Below are 15,651 nucleotides of genomic sequence, written 5' to 3'. Positions count from 1 at the left end.
ATTTTTCCCTCAATTTTCCTTTTCCATTTTTCGAATGAATATTGCCCACCTACAGAAGCCGATACCTTATGCCACACTTTGGACTTTGGGGTAAAAGCAATTCCACCTCCTAACTCTCTGAAACGCAATGACAAATCCACATCCTCGGCATACATGGGGAATGATTCATCAAACATACCGATAGATTCAAAATCATTTGTGCGCATGGCCACACAGCATCCCGTGGCATAATCGATTTTACGAGTTTTTGAATACGCCATTGAATCCTTTCGCCTAATTCCAATATGCCGGATTAACCCTGTCCATAGACTAACAATTCCGCCGGCGAACCAAATAGTATCAGGATTATCTGCATAAAATATTTTTGGTGCCGATTGTTTCACACTCGGATTTTGTTCTAATTCAGCGATTAATGGCTCCACAAAATGAGGATCAACAAGTGTGTCGTTATTCAGAAATATTGAGTAATCCGTTTTGGAAGTTACGGACTTAAATCCAGTATTATTCCCGCCGGCAAAACCTAGGTTTTCTGGCAGTTCTATCAAATCAATTTCAGGATATTTATTTTTGATAGAGGAAACAGAGTCATCGTTGGAGCCATTATCAATTACGACCACATTGGCATTTTGGTAAGAGATCTTTTTGAGTGATTCCAGACAATCCAATGTCAAGTCTCTCCCCTTCCAATTTAATACGAATATATTAACGGATTTGACCATTATGATTGGGCTAATTCTAATACTACTCTTGCAAAGTTTTCCCAAGATAACTTTTTCTTATATTCAGCAATAAATGGTGAATATTGTTCCAAATCAGATTCATAATATTTTAATATTCCTTCTACCATACTAGTCGAATTTGGTTCACAAATAAAACCTGTTTTGCCTTCTACTACTATTTCAGGTAGTCCACCCACATTGGATACGACCACAGGTTTATCAAAATGGTAGGCGATGGGCACTACGCCGCTTTGTGTTGCTGATTTATAAGGAAGTACAACCAGATCAGCCGCACAAAAATATTGGTTTACTTTTTCGTTGGGTACAAATTCAAACCGAAAATCGATTATATCTGAAACACCATTTTCTTCAGCCAATTGAATATAGTCATTTTGATTTCCGTAGCATTCACCCACTACCATTATTTTAAAATTATCTAGTTTTTCTTTCAATAATTTGGCCGACTCAATTAAAATATCCAATCCCTTATAATCTCTTATTAGTCCGAAATTGAGAATGGTCTTATCTTCTGTTACACCAATCATTTCTTTTGCTTTGTCTTTGTCAACGGATTTACCGAAAACATCGTAAATCGGATGGGGCGTTTTTTGGTATTTTGGATTGGGTATGTTTTTTAATAAATCATTCTCTACAGTTTCAGACATGACGATAAAACCATCACAATTGTCGAAAAACCTGGCGGTCATAAGCGCATCCATAGCCCTTGGTTCATGGGGAGTAATATTGTTGCAATTCACGATGATCTGTGCTCCGCATCCTTTTTTAACTCCTTTTGCAATAGATGAAAATGCTGGGGCAAAAAATGGCATCCAGTATTGAATAATAACTAAATCAGGATTAATCCTATTGATAAAACCTGCCGTTTTTTTCCATGAGAATGGATTAATTGAACTGATCATCGCTTTCGCCTTTTCACCATCAAAGTCAAAATACTGTGATTTCCCAGGGAATAATAATTTTGGATATTGCAATGAGAATGAAACGCGGTGCACTTTATGATCCTTGGATAATTCCTCTGCTAAAGAATGATTAAACATGGATATTCCGCCCCGTAAGGGTGGAAAAGGCCCAACAATAACAATGCGCATAAATGAAGAATTAAAGGGTTAAGATTTTAAGAATCCCTTTACACGAGATTCCTTATCCTGATTTGAATTGGCAATCATTTCACCCACTAATCCAATAGAAAAAAATTGAATCCCCACAACAATAATTAACACTCCCAACATGAGTAATGCCATATGTTTTGCAAATGGTTCACCTAAAAAGTATTTTAGATAAAGGACGTAAATGTCTATTGCCAATCCTATCAAAAAGGTAAAAAGTCCAATTTGACCAAAAAAGTATAATGGACTTTGGGTGTACTTCGAAAGAAATAGAATTGAAATCAGATCAAACATGCCATGGAACAATCGGGCACCACCATATTTGGTAACGCCGTGAAGTCTCGGCCGATGATGTACTATAATTTCGGCTACCTTAAAATTTTTCTGGCCTGCAAGTGCGGGAATATACCGGTGCCTGCCGCCATATATGTCAATCGTTTTAACGACTGCCTTACGATATATTTTTAATCCACAGTTGAAATCATGAATTTTAACGCCGGTAAATAATCGCGTAACAAAATTGAACAATTTTGATGGCGCAGTTTTGGAGAATGGATCCTGGCGGTCTTTTTTCCATCCAGAAACAAGGTCAAATCCTTCTTCTAATTTTGCAACTAAATTTGGTATTTCGGCTGGATCATCCTGCAAATCTGCATCCATGGTAACAATGTAATCACCTTTTGCATATTTAAACCCTTCTGCCAATGCAGCTGATTTTCCATAATTACGGTGAAATTCAATAAGGTTGACATGATCATCCGTTGTACTCAATTCTTTAATATGGTCTACTGACCCATCGGTAGAACCATCATCAATAAAAAGAATTTCATATGAATCAAATACCGACAAGGATTGGCTCAGTTGAGAATGGAGTTCTCGCAAAGAATCCACTTCGTTATAGACAGGAATTACTATTGAAATTTTCATGAATTCACCTTTACGGTTGGAATGGATTCAGGGATTTTTCGTATGAGATGTGGGTATTGCAAATCATATTCACGATTAATCATCACCAACTCAATTTTTTGTTTTTCATCTTTCATATTGAAAGTTACTTGTTCAATCAGTGGCCCATGTTCTGTTTGGTTTGAACGAAATTGAATCCCACCTGAAATTTGTTCAGATCGATTTTTTATTTTCTCAGGATCGCTAAAAACCTTAGGTATCTCACCCCACATAAAAGTTCGCAAATCGTTAGGCTGAATCATTTCAAAAAAGGGTAATAAAATAAGAATTGAAGCTTGATTATATCGCCTGTTGTGAAGCATGTCCCACGCCTCAATCGATTTATTTTCTAAAATGAGAAATAACGTTTTTCTGCCTATCAAATCCTTGAATTGCATATAGGCTGTATCCCGAGAAGTCGTAAATGTGAAATTCAGACGACCTTTCATTTCACCATCAGAAAGAATATATCCTTTCCCACGGCAGAATTTTTTATCCGCCAAATCAGGGAATGGAAGACCTTCATTTATAGCTGTCTCAGAATTAATTGAAGGCGGTTGTGTACATCCTGAGATTAAAATGAACAGCACAAATACTGAAATTCGTTTAATCAGTGGATGCCTTTTTAATTAACCGTTCATTACTTTTGTCAAGATTCAAGGCTCTTTTGTAAAACCCCAATGCTGTTTCAGGATTTTTATTTTTCATAAAAACATCACCTAAATGCTCGAGGACAACTGCATTGTCACCTGTAATTTTTATCGATGCTTCGATATACTCCCGGGCTTTATTAACATTGTTTAACTTAAAGTAAATCCATCCAATGGTGTCTAAATAAGACGGATTCTCCGGTTCCAAATCAATTGCTTGTTTAGCTAGTTCCAGCGCTTTGTTTAACTGTTCATTTCTCTCCACTAGGCTATAAGCATAATTATTAAATGCCTGTGCATCAGTGCTATCAGCCTTGATAAGCCGTTTATATATTTCATCAGATTTATCCCAATCTTCAATTTCATCATATAAGATCGCCATTGTGTGTAGTACATTGGGTGAATCCGGTCGAATTTTTAACGCATTAGATAAATATTTTCTCGCTTCATCGAATTGTTTCATTTGGTTATGACTCAATCCCAATAAATACTGGATTGAATAAATTTTCACAAAAGAATCAGATACCGGTTCTAACAAGGAAATAACTGCTTGTGGTTTATTTTGATTCATAAATACCAGTGATCGGCTATAGTATCCCCGCCAATCTTCAGGAAAATTCGCAATAAGCTGATCTGCAATTTCTGACGCTTTTTCATTTTCCCTTGCGTCCAAGTATATATCAAATAGTGAAAAATAATAATTTGGGTTTTCAGGAGAATCATTAACAGCAGATTCCAAAAGTTTCAATGCTTCTTCACTTTTACCGGTCCTATAAAGCAACAAACCCAGCTGAGCCATTCTTTCCGTGGATTCACCATATTCGTTATTCAGAGATTCTATTAAACCAATTCCAACCTCATAATTTTTTGAATTCATTACAAGGTCCATGAACATGTTAAAATATTGTGGTTGGTTAGGCGCAAGCATAACCAATCGTTTAAAAATAGACTGCGCTTGTTCAAAGTCTTTTAATTGAAGAGCAAACCTTCCAGAAGTTTCCAATAACTCTAACCGTGATGGTTCTAATTCAAAGGCTTTAAGATAAAATTTCAATGCTTCAGAAAAGTTTTGATTTACTTTTTCAAGCTCACCTAATGCAATAAGATACTGCGCATTATCGGGGTTCAACTCATGCAATTTTTTAAATGAGTCCTGTGCCTTATCATAGCTCTTCTGCAGGATATATTGATCAGCCAACATCTTAAGAGCCTGCTCATCATTACCGTCTAATTCTAGTGCTTTAACCAAGTGCTTTTCAGCCATCTCAGGTTTGCCCAAGTTCCAATAACATTCTGCAATTGAAGTATGAATTGCACCAACGTCCGGATCCAATTCAACAGCTTGTTGAAATTCTAAAATTGCCATGGCGAAGTCACCTTGATTAAGCATCATCTGCCCATCCATAAAATGTCGCAATCCTTCTGGGTTGGGGGATTTTTCCTTTTGAACTTCTGATTTTCCATCCACCAGTGGGCTAGGAGAATTTGTTCCAGCAGTCCCACACCCGTAAAACACAAGCGCAAAAGTTAAAGATATAATTGTTTTAGTCGTTTTCATTTAAATTTCTTCTCGAGAATCTAAACCATTAAGGTGCTCTGTTGTTCCGTAAATCAGAAAGGATTTTTAAGAATTTGAAATGGTAACACTATTACCACCATCAGATTTCGTTTGGTACATAGCCTTATCTGCCTTGGAGATCAAATCTCTAACTTGATCTGCATGGGTAGGAAAACCAGCCATGCCGGCGCTAATCGTTATATTAACAGCAATTCCACCGCTCAAAAATGTCTTTGCAGCAATGGACTGAACGATTCTCTCTGCCAGAGGAATACAATGTTTAATGTCCGTATTAACGAGGAGAACAGCAAACTCTTCGCCGCCGTATCGCCCTACAACATCAATGGTACGAACATTCTGTAAAATAATCCTCGAAACTTCCTGGAGTACGTAGTCACCATATAAGTGGCCATAAGAATCATTGACATTTTTAAACTTATCCAAGTCTAAAACGACCAACCCCAGCATTTGTTGAAAACGCTCGGCCCGGCTGATTTCCTCATCGAATCGGTCTAAAAATGCTTTGTGGTTAAGAAGTCCGGTTAGTCCATCATGGATTGAAGTGAGATGCACTTTTTTATATTCTTTTTGCCAATCCAAGATTGAGCCTACAGTTCCACACAATAATTCCATTAAGCGCACATCAGTCTCAGAATATAATTTTGATTTCAATCGCTCTAAAGTTACTGCGCCAACTACGCCTTTTTTTGTTTTTAAAGGAATACTCAAGACTGACATAAAATTAAATTCATCTTTTTCAGCTGGATTAAATCTATTCATTTCTGGGTATTTATCGAACCATGAATTTGAGCAGAAAGTTTTATTATCATGGATAGCCAATCCATGAAGACTATTAATAATTTCAAATTCTTCACCTTCATCCGCATCATCATGAAGGCCGTCTACCAATTTAATTACTGCTTTGTTTTTTTCTTTATTTGCGAATACAATTGTCAATTTATCATATTGAAAAAAGGTTTGGCACAATCCACGGATAGATTCAAATAATTCAGATTCATCGGATTTAACTTCTAAACGATCAAATAAATTAGCAATACGCGAATTGAAATAGTTATCCACCATAAGTGATTCCATCTGCTCAAGGTCTTCCATACCATTAGTGATGAATTGACTGAGTGTATCGATAATATTTTGGTCTCGTTCATTGATTGATGAAAAATGGTCCGCATAAACGATCAGACAACCAACATTCCCATCTGAATATGAAATGGGAAAGCCCATGATTGTTTCACTTCCGCGCCAAGTCTTTTCACCCAAAATATCTTCCCAACCATTGTTTTTATTACTCTTCTTAAATATGGATGTATCATTTGAGCCCATAATTGCATGTACAATTTCATTGTCTGACTCGATAAAATCAGAAAAATCCGGGAGTGATTTTTCTTGGCAAGTATATCCTCGATTTTCGGGATCAATCATATAAATTGCTGATGAAAAATCCGAATTGACACTTTTCACTAAATGGATCACTTGCAAGATTAATCTTTGATAATGCTTTTTTACAGCTGTTGAAAAAGAGGGTGCATCCTTTTCATCAGCAGAATTTTCCGGTTCATTAAGTTGCAGGACATTTAACTTAAAAACTTGGGGAAATGCGAATGAAATAAAGACAACTACGAGTCCCCCAGTGGCTATGCCCTTGAGTATCAGAAAGAGAATACTTTCCTGACTCGGGTAAATAAATAAGGTCAATATCAAGAAAAAGAGGACAATGACTGCCATTTGTCGGTAAAATATCATACTTAAAAGTAAAAATCCCTGAGCTGAAATACATCAACTACAGGGATTATTTTAAAATTAATTTTTAGGCGAATTTTAACGCTGGTCTTTCACAAACTGAACCTTATCATTCAAATTAAATTTTTTCATTTTATTTAGGGTTGTATCAGCCGAATCACCTTCAGTCACAGCTAATACATCATTATTATTAATCGACCCATTTGGCTGAGATGAAACGGGCACTGGTGATTCAGTAATATTACCGGTAAAGGCTGGCATTGAACTAATCGATTCTCCACCTGTTGGCCACAAATTAAAACCAACTGTAATAAATGAAACAACAAGAACAGTCATTACACCGGCATACAAAGGCGTAAATCCAAATAAGGATTTTGATGGCCGTTCAACAATCTTTTTAGAAGGACGATTCTTTTCGAATTCGATTTTGCGATACAAATTCGTCATAAAATTATCAGACGCTTTAACATTGGACAAATTTTTAACTGATCTCATTGTTGATTTAATTGATTCAACAAGATCCTTTGCGTCAGGATTTGCATTCATATATTTCTCAAATGATTGCCTTTCTGAAAGGTTCAATTCATTTTCTAAATATGCTGAAATGGCGTCTTCAAACTGGTATCGATCCATCAAATTATTATCTCCTATTTCAAATCTTTTAAGTCTTTTTGAAGTTGTAATCTTGCCCGGTTTATGCGAGATTTTACCGTTCCCAATGGAACATCGACTATCTTACTGATCTCTTCGTAAGAAAGTTCCTGAATATCTCTCAGGATGGTTACTGTTCTAAAATGAATCGGCAATTTTTGAATTGCAGCCTGAATTTTTTTCTCAATGTATTCATTTTGAATGACATTATCAGTCTCCGGTGCAACGGAAGGTAATTCATAATCTCTGTCTTCCGGCCCCATTTGGCTTAGATTTGTTACCTTGCGAGTTTTTTTCTTTCGCAATTCCGTTTTGGCCAAATTTCCTGCTATGGTATAAATCCATGTGGAAAATTTTGCAATGTTCTTATAGTAATGTTTATGAGTGAATAATTTTAAAAGGGCGTCTTGAACAATATCCTCGGCCTGTTCCATATCATTGACAAAGCGATAAACGAATGACATGAGTTTATCTCGGTAGCGATTGACCAATTCTACATAAGCCTGTTCATCTCCCTCTTGAAATCGGGCGATCAATTCCTCATCTGTATAGCGAAATTGATTATCCATTTCTAAGGGTTGAATAGACAAATTCTGTAATTGCTGATTCATCTTTTATCCGCGATGTTTTCAGTTGTTGGTCAATATGCGCCAAACGTTTAAGCGCAAGGGTGATTTCTTTACTGGTATATTGTTTTGCATATCCGGGTAATTGCTTATTCACACTGGGTGATAAGCTACTATAACCTTTTTTATACCCAATTGTTCCCTTTGAAATTTTTATAAATAATAATTCTTGAAAAAATTCAGTTAATGGATACAATAAATTTATCATAGATGTATCCTGAGATATTAATGCGCGACCCAATTCCATTGTTTCTTTCATCTTTTTCTGGCCGAGAAAGTTAAAGAATTCATATTGACGGAATTTTCTTTTCCACCCCGTAAACTGCTCAATATCAGACTGTTTTATATCACTATCATTCTCTGCGGAGATGGCTATTTTGTCAATTTCATTTTTCAAATGATTGAGTGAATCTCCTGCAATTTCTACAAGAGATTTAATAATACCTTGGGAAACATGATTAATACCATTTTCCTTGAAAAATAATTTAGCCCATTGGACCATACCACTTTCAAATGGTGTTGAACATGAAATCGGGTCAAACAACTTCACTAACGATTCTAATAATTTATTTTTTGCACCATATTCATCATTCATAATTATGAGTATATGGCCCTCAATGGGCCTTTGGCAATATTCTATAAATTCATCTCTAGCTTTCCCTTTTAATCCATTTGGGTTTCGGAGTAAAAAAAGCTTTTTAGAACTAAATAAATCTGCGGCAGTCAAATAATCAATGATATCCTTAGATTTCATTTCATCTGGAATAAGTACTGTCTTATTAACAGGTTCGTCTTGAAATAATTGTTTGCTCACTTTTTCCGCAAACATTTGTTGGAGGTATTGATCTTCTCCCATAAGATGATAAACTGGGTTGATTTGACCCTGTCCTAATGACTGAATCGCATCTTTAATAGGAATTGTATTTATTCTAATCCGTGCCATATTAAACTATGAAAAAGGTGATTAATCCAATTGTTATACAATAATATCCAAAACGATAAAATTTGCCGCTTTCCAATAATCCCAATAGCCATTTTAAAGAAATATATCCAACCACTAATGAACTAAAAAACGCGGCCATTAATTGTGGAATGGGAATTAAACTCGATCCAGATGGCATATCTAAAGCAGTCAAAAGTCCCGCTCCTGCAATGGCCGGAATAGCTAATAGAAACGAAAACTTAGCCGCATCTTTTCCTGATATCCCCAAGGCCATACTTGTGCTGATGGTCATCCCCGAACGGGAAATTCCCGGGATAATTGCAATGGCTTGTGAAATACCAATTATTAACCCTTTTTTCCAATTCAACTGTTCCTGTTTTTCGTTCAATTTTTGAGTCACCAACAACACAACACCCGTAAATATTAATGCGCCCGCAACCATTGGAATTGAATCAAACAATCCTGAAATGAAATTTTTACCACCTAACCCAAAAGCTACTGCAGGGAGTGTGCCTATCAATAAATAAACTATATATTTTTGTGTATCCAATTTTTGGATTGATTGAAGAATTCCAGCCAATTCATTCCAGAAAACAATAATGACACTTAACAATGTTCCCATATGTGTCACAATTTCAAACAGATTACCCGGTATATTGACACCCAATATTTCCTGACCAAGAACGAGATGGCCAGAACTGCTGATGGGGAGGAATTCAGTTATCCCCTGAATTATTCCCAGTATGATTGCTTCAAAAAGTGTCATTTGTACCAAAAGTAAGGTGTGAATTTATACGGTTGAATAAAAAATAAAAAGGAAGTCTAGTGCCAACCTGCAATTGCCACCATTCGTCCTGATTTTTCTCCATCCCTTCGATAGGAAAAATATAAATCATCACGACAGAATGTGCAGTCATCATCAATCATAATATTTTTAGTAAGAACACCCGAATTAATCAATTGATGTTTTAATACACTTTTTAAGTCCACCATTTTACGATCACCTTTCCCGGGGATTGAAAAGTCCGGGTCAAACTGCTTGCTGACTTCCGGCCCAACTTCAAAACAGCATTGGTTGATGGACGGACCTATTATTGCCTTTACATCTTTGGGGTCACTTCCTAATTCTTTGAATTGACGAATGCCTTCATTCCCAATATTCTTTGCTGTCCCCTGCCATCCGGAATGGATAAGGCCCCAATTCTCATTATTAACATCGAGTAAAAATAAGGGCATACAATCTGCTACTTGAATGGTAAGAACAATATCTTTTTGATTTGAGATTACACCATCCGTTTCATCTAAATAACCTGGTGCCGTCACATTATAAACATTATTAGAATGAACTTGTTTAGGAATGGCAAGGGCATTTTGATCAAATTTCACAGACGAAGCAAAACTTTTTCGATTGTCTAAATTAGCATAATCTTCTTCATTGTAAGAAAAAATGGCATGAAATCCATTCGTTCCAAACCAATTAGAATAATCTTTATGATACATAATTATGGATTTTGTATGGATACTAATTTGAGTGAATCACCATGAAATACACCTTGATGAATAAAACCTTTTCCGTCAAACTTAAGGATTTGGAAAGCAGCATTCACGTGGGGATTTTCTTTCTCGGGTGAATAGTAAAACCCATTCCCAGAATAAAAGTCTATAGACTGTATAGATTGACTAATAGATTGACGTGTTTGTGTTGCCAAGTTTAACTGTGTCAATAAATGGGCCGTATTAAATCCCCTGTAATAAGCATTGGCTAATTCACCTTCATAATTTGTCGAATCAGCATTTGCCTGATAAAAATGAGTAATTATAGACATGCCTTTTAGATGGGGCCCAATATTGTCTTTTTGAAAAACGTGTTGATCCTGCCAGTGCTCATTCCCAATTATTTTGGTATTTAAATTATACATGGGAATTTGAGGCCCTAAGAATTCAAGATCATTTTTATTGATGGGCAAGTAAATCCCTTGTATTGTACTCAACATAACCTTGGAAGAATCGGATCTAGACATTTTACTTTTTTTCGGTTTCGGAAGGTCGAAAAAATCATCGGCAGAAATATCAAATAAGGCGTCAAGACTATCAATCTCCATTCCCAGAGCCTCATCAACAGATTTTTCTTTGGGCTGTAGGTTAAAGGCCACTTTTCTTAAAAATCTGAATTGCCGACGGAGATTTTTCGGTGAACCGGAATACCATTCTGTGGCTACAATTGTTCCACCCAATCGATCGACCTCTTCAATAAAAGCATCTGTTTGCACCTCACCATATTTATCTGCCGGCGCTATAACGGCCAAACTGTCCAGCCCCAATTCATTAATTGCGTAATTGGCCGCAACTCTCCCCTGCATGGAAACAGTGGAATTCATATGGTAAGTGAGATTATTAATTTCACTTAAATCATTTTGTTGAGGATTCGTCAGAATAATTGGCAGGTCACTCGACGCCAATGAACTTGTAACGGCAATAGATGATTGGTTATCAAGGGGACAAACGAGGGCATTTACCTGTCCAAGTTTGGCTAAATTTTTGGCAACTTTAATTGCCTCAAGGTCATCACTGCGACTGTCCTGGGCCAAGATTGATAACCGCTGTTTCGAAAGGGTATTTGATTTTTCACCATCATAAAATCCCGTTAAAAATGCATTCCCTACTTCTCCTTCTTTCCCGGAAAGAGGCAGAACAATTCCCACCATCATCACAGGGCTAGGAGGCTGATAAGTTGCCCGCAACAGGTTTTCGTAAAAAGGAAAGTAAGTATCCGAAAGTTGACCTAAATCAACTTGGTTAAGGGTCAAAGCACCATCATCAGGATTACCATTTAAGATTTGAGAATTGGCTTTTGCAATTAGGTGAACATTTCTCACTTCAGGAGCAATCTCCGTAGTAAGGAGTTCATCCAAAAGTGAATCGGGCAAGCGAAATTGGATAAGTCGCTGAATCTTTAAATCGACTTTCCGACTAAAATCAATTTCAACAGAAAGCTTCTTGGCTCGGTGGTACATCCGGTATGCAGAGGAATAAGTTCCTTCATTCACATATAGATCGCCTAAACTCTCCATAACATTCTTAAGATATTGACTTTCGGGATATTTTTCAAAGAATTGACGTGTTGATTCTTTGGCAGATTGGATACGGATTAATCCGATTTGGGATTTGATTAATAACAATAAAGATGGTTCACCATAATCACCGGATTCTTCATTTAATATTTTTTTCAGGATGGTTTCACTGGTGGCATACCTACCATCATTATAATGCACCACTGCTTGGTTAAACTGGCGTTCTACAATTTGGATCTGGAACCAATTTTGCCCAACAAGAAGATTAAGGAAAAATAATAAAAGTGTTTTTCTAACAATTATCATTTTTTTGAAGAGATGTCTTTTAAGACCCAACCATCGGGGTCAATGACACCTAGTTGTGTTGGCTTGTGATCAAAGTTGAATTGAAATTCATTTATTTTTTGGTTTATCTCGATAGATCTACAATCATTATCCCAACAAATTTCAGTCGGTATTTTAAAAACCGGCCAAGCAGATTTTTGCCTTTGGAGAATTCTAATTTTCATAATGCCGTTTGTTCCATCAATTGATTCCCAATTTTCTTCCAATGATAAGATGGGATAACCCGGTTTATATATCCATTGTTGAAAGAACCAATTTAAATCTTGTCCTGAAGTTTCTTCCATCACTTTTTGAAAATCTTCACTCAATACAGCTTGATGCGTAAATCGCTTATAATAGAATTTAATTCCTTTAAAAAACAGGTCATCCCCAAGGATGCCCCGAAGCATGTGCAACACCCAACCACCTTTTGGATAGTTGTTCGAATTCAGAAGTGCAAAAAGATCCTTTTCATCTGGATCAATAATAGGTCGATTTGTTGCTTTGGATTTAATAACACGCTTTCGGCTTCCATCCATTAATTTTTTGAAATCATCAACACCATCAGCATGTTCGAAAAATAAGGCGCCAAAATATGTGGCAAAGCCCTCCGACAACCATAGATGATGCCAATTCGATTCCGTAACGGCATCACCAAACCACTGATGGGCAATCTCATGGGAAACAGTCCCTTCAATATTTCGACCCTTGGCAATAGCATTTTCTGAATAAAATATTGCTGATGCATTTTCCATACCACCATAGCGTGTGGAGGATTGAACATTTGCTAATTTTTCGAATGGAAATGGACCAACTGTTTTTGTAAAATAATCCACCATTTCTGCAGCGCGACGAAATGACGGTTCAGCATTTTTCACATCTTCAGGATAAACCCAAGTGGTCACTTCAACACAGCCATCTTTCCTTTGGGATGCGAGTGCTTCTCCACAAGCAGCCAAACCGACTGTCCTTATTTCCATATCGGCAGCACCTATAACCATATTATAAGGTGAAATTGGTACGGTCACCTCCCATTTCCAAGTGAGGCGGTCTTCTTTAGGGCCCATACTATTTTCGGGTGTTTCTGTTGGTGAGTAAGGTTGATATCCATTGGAAATTACTTTCCATTCCTTTGGGGCATGAATGGTATAATTAACCGTCGCTTTGTCAGAAGGATGGTCAATAGAGGGTAACCAAAATCGTGTACGATTCGGCCAATTATCTACAAATGCAGTTTGGTTTCCATGAACATTTTTTCCAAGGATTAAACCATCATCCGGTTGTCCTTCGTAAGAAATTTCAACCAAAACAGTATCGCCTTTTTGATTATTTTTAAGTCGGATTCGAATGACCCCTTTTTCATACGTATATTCTATTTTCCTGCCTTCAACTGAAATATCGTTAATTTCCAATCCTGTAAAATCTAATGAAAGAACAGGGGTGTTTTCTTCAACTGCGACTTTGATTTTCACCAATCCTTCAATCCAATCGGACTTTTCCCCAATTCCGATTTCCACATCATAATGAAGAACATTAACCCCCGGGGCATAGATTCCCCTTGGCGGTGCAACGCCTGCTTTAATGGGCTCAGGTTCTTGAGCGAGAAGTGATGAGAGCAGTAAAAGTGGTAAAATCTTGTATTTTTTTGTCAAATGCGGTAGCATGGTTATTGGGCGCCAGAAATCCTTAACTGTTATAATTAGATTAATATCACGCAAGAATTTAATTCACCACTCCACTATAGACCACCATCTAAGGACTTTTTGTTAATTTGAAAATATTCCCGTAAGCTTACAGTTATGAAAAATACTAAAAACATGTTGTATGGAATGGTTGGTGTCGTTTTTTTAGCTACAACAACAAACTGCGGTTCTCCTTCATCTGATAAAAAGGTTGCGGCATTGGTTGATGCACAGGCAAATCTTGAAAGAAATATAGCCATGTATGATGAAACTTGGACGAAATTTGTACAAGGGGATACTTCAATGATAAATGAGGATAGATTTCAGAAGGACGTGGTCATCGTCACAGATGAAGGCGATCTTGTTGGAATAGAAGCATGTAAAAATTATTATATGAATTACATTACGGGTTTTTCAGATAGAGAATTCACTGTACTTGAGGTGGTGGGACAAGGCGATCGACTTGTAAAGCATTGGAATTTCAAGGGAACGCATACAGGCAATTTCTTTGGTATACCTGCTTCTGGAAATAAGTTAAATCTTTCGGGAACCACAATGGTCACAATGAGAGATGGGAAAATCGCTAAAGAGCAAGATTTCTTTGATATGATGTCGATGGTCAATCAGCTAACAGCTGGGGATGTAAATGCTGACGAAACAAAACCGGGAGTAAATTAATTACTTAACACAAGATTAATCTCCCGATCAAGATCATCAAGGTTTATCATATACTTTTGCAATATAGATGATTTATACTCAAGATATCGTTTAAGCAAAACAAGTTTTGCATTTAACCGATTGTCACTATTAATGGCTTCGTTAAGAATATCTGAATAACGATTCACCGATATTCGATTATTATCCCTGGCTAAAACAACATTGGGGTGGTTTTCTGTAAGGAATGGGAGAAAACTCTGTTTTAATTGTTTTTCGTGCTCAACAGCTGTCTCAATATGAGAAAGGGATGTATTGTGTAAGCGACTTAATATTTCTTTAACTTTTTCGGATTTCACATATTTTAGATCCCCAGAATTAATGATGGATTGATATCGATTTAAAGGAGGATTAAACACCCGATATAGCACCATGAATGTTTCGATTCTATTTTTACTTGTTGTGATTTTTAAAATATTGTCAACATGAAAAGTCCCATTCTTTGGATTGAGAAATTCATTCAGTAGACGAATATCATTTCCCCACGTTACCTTTTTTTCTTCACAGAAAAATTTAATCTCATTGATTTCCATTTGAAGGCTGGACAGTACCTTCATTCTTTCTTTCTCATTTTGATTATCAATGGATAATTCGTTTAACCAGAATGAAACAGTTATACCAAGTATAATTACAACAAATTCAATTGAATATTTTATAATATATTTTTTTATCATTATTCACCTTTTACTTTTTTTACAATTTTCATCCAATCTACTCTACCATAGTAGAGTTTTTCTTGGAGTAAGTAAAAAACTTAAACCATTTATGTATTTGGATTATGTAACTATCTATCATAGTAAAATGATACTTACTGAATTTAACTTTATGAATATCAAGAATTTCAAGATTGATTGGAGATAAATGTTTACTTACTAAGTTTTTT

The 15,651-nt window shown here is 36.3% G+C and carries 15 protein-coding genes; 1 reads left to right on the top strand and 14 read right to left on the bottom strand.

Features of this window, described 5'->3' with window-relative positions:
• The 13 genes from HN459_04095 to HN459_04035 form a co-directional block, all read right to left on the bottom strand.
• Window positions 1–719 (bottom strand): glycosyltransferase family 2 protein (locus tag HN459_04095; GenBank protein MBT3478625.1); only part of this gene is annotated, 719 nt, incomplete at its 3' end.
• A complete protein-coding gene (locus HN459_04090) occupies window positions 719–1,777 on the bottom strand; it encodes a glycosyltransferase (GenBank protein ID MBT3478624.1) in 1,059 nt (352 codons plus the stop codon). The genes HN459_04090 and HN459_04095, both read right to left, overlap by 1 nt.
• A 69-nt stretch (window positions 1,778–1,846) precedes the next feature.
• Window positions 1,847–2,773, bottom strand: coding sequence for a glycosyltransferase family 2 protein (locus HN459_04085; protein ID MBT3478623.1), 927 nt, complete (start codon window positions 2,771–2,773; stop codon window positions 1,847–1,849).
• Window positions 2,770–3,381, bottom strand: a complete 612-nt coding sequence (locus tag HN459_04080; GenBank protein ID MBT3478622.1) for a hypothetical protein — start codon at window positions 3,379–3,381, stop codon at window positions 2,770–2,772. The genes HN459_04085 and HN459_04080 overlap by 4 nt, the downstream gene beginning before the upstream one ends.
• Window positions 3,382–3,397: 16 nt before the next feature.
• The gene (locus HN459_04075; GenBank protein ID MBT3478621.1) at window positions 3,398–4,999 is read right to left on the bottom strand and encodes a tetratricopeptide repeat protein; all 1,602 of its coding nucleotides are present in this window, start codon (window positions 4,997–4,999) and stop codon (window positions 3,398–3,400) included.
• A 66-nt stretch (window positions 5,000–5,065) separates the two neighbouring features.
• Entirely contained in the window at window positions 5,066–6,760 is a 1,695-nt protein-coding gene (locus tag HN459_04070; GenBank protein ID MBT3478620.1) for a diguanylate cyclase, read from the bottom strand.
• Between the two features lie 75 nt (window positions 6,761–6,835).
• Window positions 6,836–7,390: a hypothetical protein gene (locus HN459_04065; GenBank protein ID MBT3478619.1), complete on the bottom strand. Its 555-nt coding sequence runs from the start codon at window positions 7,388–7,390 to the stop codon at window positions 6,836–6,838.
• A 14-nt stretch (window positions 7,391–7,404) separates the two neighbouring features.
• The gene (locus tag HN459_04060) at window positions 7,405–7,977 is read right to left on the bottom strand and encodes a sigma-70 family RNA polymerase sigma factor (GenBank protein MBT3478618.1); all 573 of its coding nucleotides are present in this window, start codon (window positions 7,975–7,977) and stop codon (window positions 7,405–7,407) included.
• Window positions 7,970–8,977 (bottom strand): DNA polymerase III subunit delta, encoded by a 1,008-nt coding sequence (gene holA, locus HN459_04055; protein ID MBT3478617.1) that lies wholly within the window; start codon window positions 8,975–8,977, stop codon window positions 7,970–7,972. The genes HN459_04060 and holA overlap by 8 nt, the downstream gene beginning before the upstream one ends.
• A gap of 1 nt (window position 8,978) precedes the next feature.
• On the bottom strand, window positions 8,979–9,743 hold the full coding sequence (locus HN459_04050; protein ID MBT3478616.1) for an undecaprenyl-diphosphate phosphatase: 765 nt from the start codon (window positions 9,741–9,743) through the stop codon (window positions 8,979–8,981).
• Between the two features lie 56 nt (window positions 9,744–9,799).
• Complete coding sequence (gene pgeF, locus HN459_04045) at window positions 9,800–10,477, bottom strand: peptidoglycan editing factor PgeF (protein MBT3478615.1); 678 nt, start codon at window positions 10,475–10,477, stop codon at window positions 9,800–9,802.
• A 2-nt stretch (window positions 10,478–10,479) separates the two neighbouring features.
• On the bottom strand, window positions 10,480–12,354 hold the full coding sequence (locus tag HN459_04040) for an ABC transporter substrate-binding protein (GenBank protein MBT3478614.1): 1,875 nt from the start codon (window positions 12,352–12,354) through the stop codon (window positions 10,480–10,482).
• Entirely contained in the window at window positions 12,351–14,036 is a 1,686-nt protein-coding gene (locus HN459_04035) for a M1 family metallopeptidase (protein ID MBT3478613.1), read from the bottom strand. Before HN459_04035 ends, HN459_04040 begins: the two co-directional genes overlap by 4 nt.
• A gap of 135 nt (window positions 14,037–14,171) precedes the next feature.
• Between HN459_04035 and HN459_04030 the strand changes: the two genes are divergently transcribed.
• The gene (locus HN459_04030) at window positions 14,172–14,732 is read left to right on the top strand and encodes a SnoaL-like domain-containing protein (protein MBT3478612.1); all 561 of its coding nucleotides are present in this window, start codon (window positions 14,172–14,174) and stop codon (window positions 14,730–14,732) included.
• Here the strand turns inward: HN459_04030 and HN459_04025 are convergent.
• Window positions 14,729–15,442, bottom strand: coding sequence for a hypothetical protein (locus HN459_04025; GenBank protein ID MBT3478611.1), 714 nt, complete (start codon window positions 15,440–15,442; stop codon window positions 14,729–14,731). The genes HN459_04030 and HN459_04025 overlap by 4 nt on opposite strands.
• Window positions 15,443–15,651: the final 209 nt, after the last annotated feature.

It is taken from the genome of Candidatus Neomarinimicrobiota bacterium, from assembly GCA_018647265.1.
In the GTDB taxonomy this organism is placed as follows: domain Bacteria; phylum Fidelibacterota; class Marinisomatia; order Marinisomatales; family TCS55; genus TCS55.
Note: the sequence above shows the minus strand (reverse complement) of the source record. Positions and strands in the feature narration are given on the sequence as shown.